This is a genomic window from Actinomadura sp. WAC 06369, from assembly GCF_003947565.1.
GTDB lineage: Bacteria > Actinomycetota > Actinomycetes > Streptosporangiales > Streptosporangiaceae > Spirillospora > Spirillospora rifamycini.
This window is the reverse complement of sequence record NZ_QHJN01000288.1, coordinates 1-5,538: the sequence shown is the minus strand read 5'-3', so window position 1 is coordinate 5,538 and position 5,538 is coordinate 1. Positions and strand designations below refer to the sequence as shown.

At 76.6% G+C, this 5,538-nt stretch carries 5 protein-coding genes; all 5 read left to right on the top strand.

What is annotated here, in order from left to right:
• Nucleotides 1-8: 8 nt before the first annotated feature.
• A complete protein-coding gene (locus tag DMH08_RS38250; protein WP_026405691.1) occupies nucleotides 9-959 on the top strand; it encodes a bifunctional adenosylcobinamide kinase/adenosylcobinamide-phosphate guanylyltransferase in 951 nt (316 codons plus the stop codon).
• Complete coding sequence (locus DMH08_RS38245; protein ID WP_026405690.1) at nucleotides 956-1,714, top strand: adenosylcobinamide-GDP ribazoletransferase; 759 nt, start codon at nucleotides 956-958, stop codon at nucleotides 1,712-1,714. Before DMH08_RS38250 ends, DMH08_RS38245 begins: the two co-directional genes overlap by 4 nt.
• Nucleotides 1,715-1,778: 64 nt before the next feature.
• Entirely contained in the window at nucleotides 1,779-3,263 is a 1,485-nt protein-coding gene (locus DMH08_RS38240; RefSeq protein ID WP_026405689.1) for a leucyl aminopeptidase, read from the top strand.
• Nucleotides 3,264-3,397: 134 nt separating this feature from the next.
• Complete coding sequence (gene lpdA, locus DMH08_RS38235; protein WP_125621118.1) at nucleotides 3,398-4,792, top strand: dihydrolipoyl dehydrogenase; 1,395 nt, start codon at nucleotides 3,398-3,400, stop codon at nucleotides 4,790-4,792.
• Between the two features lie 41 nt (nucleotides 4,793-4,833).
• Nucleotides 4,834-5,538: biotin/lipoyl-containing protein (locus tag DMH08_RS38230; protein WP_199748213.1), on the top strand; the 705-nt coding region annotated here is incomplete at its 3' end.

Below are 5,538 nucleotides of genomic sequence, written 5' to 3'. Positions count from 1 at the left end.
GGGCCGGCGTGGAGGTCCGCGGAACCGCCGCGGCGGGCGGGTGGCCTGAGGACGGGTGCGGGTGCGCGTCGTGCGGCGCGCTGCGCGCCCGCGGCGTCCGGTACGCGCCGTTCGCCGCGACGGTCGGCGGGGTGCCGTGGGCGGACTGCGCCCGGACGGACGTGCCCGGCGGCCACGACGTGCGCGGGCCGTCCGGGGAACGGGTGCTCGTGGCGGCGGGGCCGGGTGCGCGCCCCGAGCCCGCCCCGGACGTCCGGTACGACGCGGCGCTCCTCGACCTCGTCGGAGCCCCCGAGCACCTCGGGTACCTGCGGAGCGTCGGCGCCGTGGCGGAGGGGACGCGCGTCGCGGCCGTCCACGTCGACCACCGCGTCCGGTCCCCGGCCGAGCTGGAGCGCCGCCTGGGGTTCTGGCTCCGCCCGCCCGGAGGGCCGCACCGCACGCTGCTGCTGGGCGGGGCGCGGTCGGGCAAGTCGGCGGAGGCGGAGCTGCGGCTGGCCGCCTGCCCGGAGGTCGCGTACGTCGCGACGGGCGGCGCGCGGGACGGCGACGCCGAGTGGGCGGCGCGCGTCGAGGCGCACCGGCGGCGGCGTCCCGCCCGGTGGCGCACCGCGGAGACCACCGACGTCGCGGGCGTGCTGGAATCCGCGGCCGGCGCGGTGCTGGTGGACGGCCTCGGGACGTGGCTCGCGGCGGCGATGGACGAGGCGGGCGCGTGGGACGAGCCCGCGGACGCCGTCCGCCGGGTCCTGCCCCGCGTCGACGCCCTGGTCGCCGCGTGGCGCGGCACCGCGGCGCGGGTCGTGGCGGTGAGCGACGAGGTGGGGCTGTCGCTGGTGCCGGACACCCCGTCCGGACGGGCGTTCCGGGACGCGCTCGGGCTGCTCAACCAGCGGCTCGCCGCCGAATCGGAGGAGGCGGCGCTGGTGGTCGCGGGCCGCGTCGCGGAGCTGCCGTGATCGCGGGACTGCGGCTGGCCGTCACGCTGCTCACCGTCGTCCCGTTCCCCGGGGAGGGCCGGTTCGACCGGGCTACGGCGCGCACCGCGATGCTGCTCGCCCCCGCCGTCGGGGCCGTCACCGGGGGCGCGGCGGCGCTCGTCCTGCTCGCGGGCGGCGCGCTCGGCCTCGCCCCGACGCTGTGCGCGGCGCTGGCGGTCGCGGCGAGCGCGGCGGTCACCCGGGCGCTGCACCTGGACGGCCTCGCCGACCTCGCCGACGGGCTCGGCAGCCGGAAGCCGGCGGCGGCCGCGCTGGAGATCATGAAGCGGTCCGACATCGGCCCGTTCGGCGTCGTCACCCTGCTGCTGACCCTGCTGGTCCAGGTCGCGGCGCTGGCGTCGGCGCCGCATCCGGCGGTCGCGGCGCTCGTCGCGGGGGTCGCCGGGCGGCTCGCGCTGCCGTGGGCGTGCCGTGCGTCCGTGCCGTCCGCCCGTCCGGGCGGGCTGGGCGCGCTCGTCGCGGGCACCGTGCCCGGGCGCGCGGCCCTCGCCGCCACCGCCGCCGTCCTCGCGGCGGCCGCCGGTGCGGGGGCGGCGGCCGGCGGGACGGACGGCGCCCTGCTCGCGGCCGCCGCCGCGGTGTTCGGGCTCGGCGCCGCGCTCGCGGCGCTGCGGCACGCGGTCCGGCGGCTGGGCGGCGTCACCGGCGACGTCCTCGGCGCGCTCGTGGAGATCGCGGGGACGGGCGCGCTGATCGTCCTCGCCGCGGGATGAACCGGGACGAACCTTTGATCCCAGAGGACGAACCGGCCCCGTGAGAGGACTAACATCGGGCTACGTGACGACCATCAGCCTTGACAGCGCAGCCCCGGACAGCCTCGACGTCGACGCGATCGTGATCGGCGTCTCGCCCGGCGGGGACGGAGTCGCCCCGGCAGCCGGCGCCGAGGCGCTGGACCGGGCCCTGGACGGCCGGCTCGCCGCCGCGCTGGGCGCGCTGGGCGCGACCGGCAAGGCCGGGGAGATCACCCGCGTGCCCACCCTCGGCGCCGTGCCCGCCCCCGTGATCGTCGCCGCCGGGCTCGGCGAGGACCCCTCCGCCGAGGACCTGCGCCGCGCCGCCGGGGCCGCCCTGCGCTCGCTCGCCGGTTCCGCCCGCGCCGCCGTCGCCCTGCCCGTCGCGAACGCCGAGCAGCTCGAGGCGGCCGCCCTGGGCGCGCTCCTCGGCGCCTACTCCTTCGACTCCTTCCGCACCGGCGAGCACAAGAGCCCGGTCGAGGAGATCACGCTCCTCGCCGCCGACGGCGGGTTCGGCGCCGAGGCGGCCCTCGAGCACGCCCGCGTCCTCGCCGAGTCGGTGAAGCTCGTCCGCGACCTGGTCAACACCCCGCCGTCGCACCTCTCTCCCGAGGACCTCGCGGGCGAGGCCGAGCGGATCGCCGGGGAGACCGGCCTGTCCATCGAGGTGCTCGACGAGAAGGCCCTCGTGGACGGCGGCTACGGCGGCCTGGTGGGGGTCGGGCAGGGCTCGGCCAACCCGCCGCGGCTGATCCGGCTCTCCTACACCCACCCCGAGGCCGCCAAGACGCTCGCGCTGGTCGGCAAGGGCATCACCTTCGACTCCGGCGGCCTGTCGCTCAAGCCGTCCGAGGCCATGGACTGGATGAAGTCCGACATGGGCGGCGCGGGCGCCGTGCTCGGCGCGCTCGCCGCCATCGGCCGGCTCCGCCCGAAGGTCAACGTCGTCGGCTACCTCGCCGCCGCCGAGAACATGCCGAGCGGCACCGCGCAGCGCCCGTCCGACGTCATCCGCATCTACGGCGGCAAGACCGTCGAGGTCCTCAACACCGACGCCGAGGGACGCCTCGTGCTCGCCGACGCGCTGGTCCGCGCGGCCGAGGACGGCCCCGACCTGCTCATCGACGTCGCCACCCTCACCGGCGCGCAGCTCGTCGCGCTCGGCACCCGGACCACCGGGGTCATGGCCAACGACGACGCCGTCCGTGAGAAGGTGGTGGACGCGGCCGGTCGCGCCGGCGAGCCCTCCTGGGGCATGCCGCTGCCCGCCGAGCTGCGCAAGGGCCTGGACTCCGCGGTCGCCGACCTCGCCAACATCAGCGGCGACCGCTGGGGCGGCATGCTCACCGCGGGCGTGTTCCTCCAGGAGTTCGTCCAGGACGGCGTCAAGTGGGCGCACCTGGACATCGCGGGCCCGTCGTTCCACAAGGGCGAGCCGTACGGCTACACCCCGAAGGGCGGCACCGGCGCCGCGACCCGCACGCTGGTGCAGCTCGCCGAGGACCTCGCCGCAGGGACCCTCTGACGGCGACCCGGTGCGGCCGGGACGAACAAGCGAATAGGTTTTCTCGTGGCGGTGGGGGCCCGTTACCGGAGCGCCCCGCCCCGCCCCCGGCGCCGCGGCCCACGCGGCGCCAGAACCGGGAAAGGGAGCGTCCAGTGGCCAACAGCGGCCCCTTCGACATCGTGGTCCTAGGTGCCGGCAGCGGCGGATACGCGTGCGCGCTGCGCGCCGCCGAGCTCGGCAAGTCGGTCGCGCTCATCGAGCGGGACGAGTCCCTCGGCGGGACCTGCCTCAACCGGGGCTGCATCCCCACCAAGGCGCTGCTGCACGCGGCCGAGGTGGCGGACCAGACCCGCGAGGCCGCCCGCTTCGGCGTCCGGGCGTCGTTCGAGGGCATCGACGTCGCCGGCGTGAACGCCTACAATGACAAGGTCGTCTCGACGACCGTCAAGGGCCTCACCGGGCTCATCAAGGGCCGCGGCATCGAGGTCGTGCACGGCACCGGGCGGCTGACCGGCCCGACGTCCGTCGAGGTCACCGCGCAGGACGGAACGGTCCGCGCGCTGGAGGGCGCGCACGTCGTCCTCGCCACCGGGTCCGCGCCGCGGTCGCTGCCCGGCCTGGAGATCGACGGCGAGCGGGTCATCTCCAGCGACCACGCGCTGCGGCTCGAGCACGTCCCCGGCTCCGTCGTCGTCCTCGGCGGCGGCGTCATCGGCGTCGAGTTCGCGAGCGTGTGGCGCTCGTTCGGCGCCGACGTCACGATCGTGGAGGCCCTGCCGCACCTGCTGCCGCTGGAGGAGGAGTCCAGCTCCAAGCGGCTGGAGCGGGCGTTCCGCAAGCGGGGCATCAAGTTCGAGCTCGGCACCCGGTTCGAGGGCGCCAAGACGACGCAGGGCGGCGTCTCGGTGTCGCTCGACAACGGCAAGACGGTCGACGCGGAACTGCTCCTCGTCGCCGTCGGCCGCGGCCCCGTCTCGGACGGCATCGGGCTCGCCGAGGCCGGCGTCGAGACCGAGCGCGGCTTCGTCAAGGTCGACGAGTACTGCCGCACCAGCGTCCCCACGATCTCGGCGGTCGGCGACCTGATCCGGACGCCGCAGCTGGCCCACGTCGGCTTCGCCGAGGGGATCCTCGTCGCCGAACGGCTGGGCGGGCTCACCCCGCCGCCGATCGACTACGACGGCGTCCCGCGCATCACCTACTCCGACCCCGAGGTCGCCTCCGTCGGCATCACCTCGGCGACGGCGCGGGAGCGCGGGCACGCGATCAAGGAGGTCACCTACGACCTGGCCGGCAACCCCAAGAGCAAGATCCTGGGGACGCAGGGCGAGGTCAAGGTGATCGCGGCCGTGGACGGTCCCGTCCTCGGCCTGCACATGGTCGGCGCGCGCGTCGGCGAGCTCATCGCGGAGGGGCAGCTCATCTACAACTGGGAGGCCCTCCCCGACGAGGTCGCGCAGCTGATCCACCCCCATCCGACACAATCCGAGGCCGTCGGCGAGGCACATCTCGCCCTCGCCGGCAAGCCATTGCACGTGCACGGCTGAACGCCGCACGGTTCATTTCTTCGAAGGAGTCGCTGAGAGCCATGCCGGTCTCCGTCACCATGCCCCAGCTCGGCGAGAGCGTCACCGAGGGCACCGTCACCCGCTGGCTGAAGAAGGAGGGTGAGCGCGTCGAGACCGACGAGCCGCTTCTCGAAGTGTCGACCGACAAGGTCGACACCGAGATCCCTTCGCCCGCCTCGGGCATCCTGACCAGCATCACCGTCGCCGAGGACGAGACCGTCGAGGTCGGCGCCGAACTCGCCATCATCGGTGACGAGGGCGACGCGCCGTCCGGCGGCGCCGCTCCGGCCGCCGAGGAGAAGCCGCGGGAGGCGCCCGCCGCGCAGCAGGAGCAGGCCCCGCCGGCCCAGCCGCAGGCGCAGCAGGCCCCGCCGCCCGCCGCGTGGCCGCCGCCCGCGCAGCAGCAGCCCGCCGCGCCGCCGGAGCCCGCCCCGCAGGCCCAGCAGCCGCAGCAGCCGCAGCAGGCGCCGCAGCAGCCCGCACCGCAGGTGCCCGAGCAGCCGGCCGCGCCGTCCGCCGGGGCGCCGTCCGACGGCCCGTACGTGACGCCGCTCGTCCGCAAGCTCGCCACCGAGCACGGCGTCGACCTGGCGTCGATCAACGGCACCGGCGTCGGCGGCCGCATCCGCAAGCAGGACGTCCTGGAGGCGGCCCGCGCCGCCAAGGAGCGGCAGGCGCAGCAGGCCGCCGCCCCGGCCGCCCCGGCGGCGCGGGCCGCCTCCAGG